The organism is Cupriavidus sp. 05N39 (assembly GCF_056397325.1).
Genome location: NZ_JBFTNE010000256.1, coordinates 1 through 956, shown reverse-complemented (window position 1 = coordinate 956; position 956 = coordinate 1). Strand labels below are relative to the sequence as shown.

The following is a 956-nucleotide window of genomic DNA, read 5'->3' as shown; positions in this document are numbered from 1 at the left end:
TTCGTCGTACTTCTTGGCGGCGCCGCCAAACTTGGCTGCCAGCACCGTAGCAATCGCGGCCGTCAGCGTGGTCTTGCCATGGTCAACGTGACCAATCGTGCCAACGTTCACGTGCGGCTTAGTCCGCTCGAACTTTTCCTTTGCCATTTCGCGACTCCTGTGTCGGTAGCGATATTGCCAGTGCGGTATTTGGTGCCCATGGGCAGGATCGAACTGCCGACCTCTCCCTTACCAAGGGAGTGCTCTACCACTGAGCCACATGGGCGAAACTTGACTGCTGCTTTTAGAACTGCAACCCGGGCAATCTGGAGCGGGTGAAGGGAATCGAACCCTCGTCGTAAGCTTGGAAGGCTTCTGCTCTACCATTGAGCTACACCCGCCGGGTTACCACGCTTTCTGCTTCACCCACACCTGCCGGGCACTACTACTTTGCAATTCTTGGTGGAGAGGGTTGGATTCGAACCAACGTAGGCGTAAGCCAACAGATTTACAGTCTGCCCCCTTTAGCCACTCGGGCACCTCTCCGCAGAGAACTTAAGATTATGGTGTAACTCTCCTTGGCTGTCAAGCACTTTCCGTACTATGCAAAGTCCGGAAGGACAGCCCATTTGGAGATGACGTCGATGCCTGCACTGGCCATCTTCGGTCACACCATCAATCTCCGGTGTTCGATAAAGAATGAACACCTTCACCCTATAGGGGCTCGCCGGAGCCGCCAGGAAGGCCCCAGACGGCCTTCCTGGAGCGCCTGGGACCTACAAGCAGCTGCCGACCCAAACAGCGCGACAGCGGCGTTTTAATCAATATTAATCGCCGCCGCAAAAGCAAAACCCCCCAGTACTTTCGTACTGGGGGGTTTCAAGGGAGAGCCTGGCGATTACCTACTTTCACACGGGTATCCGCACTATCATCGGCGTGGAGTCGTTTCACGGTCCTGTTCGGGATGGGAAGGGGTG

1 protein-coding gene, 3 tRNA genes and 1 rRNA gene are annotated in these 956 nt (G+C 56.0%); all 5 read right to left on the bottom strand.

What is annotated here, in order from left to right; genetic code table 11:
• Nucleotides 1-147, bottom strand: a 147-nt coding sequence (locus tag AC1DN0_RS41160; RefSeq protein ID WP_441643095.1) for a GTP-binding protein, incomplete at its 3' end; no start/stop codon positions are given.
• Nucleotides 148-190: 43 nt separating this feature from the next.
• Nucleotides 191-265: transfer RNA gene (locus AC1DN0_RS41155), tRNA-Thr, on the bottom strand.
• A 41-nt stretch (nt 266-306) separates the two neighbouring features.
• Nucleotides 307-380, bottom strand: a tRNA-Gly gene (locus AC1DN0_RS41150).
• 59 nt (nt 381-439) lie between these two features.
• Nucleotides 440-525: transfer RNA gene (locus tag AC1DN0_RS41145), tRNA-Tyr, on the bottom strand.
• A 343-nt stretch (nt 526-868) separates the two neighbouring features.
• Nucleotides 869-956, bottom strand: a 5S ribosomal RNA gene (rrf, locus tag AC1DN0_RS41140); the annotation flags it as partial.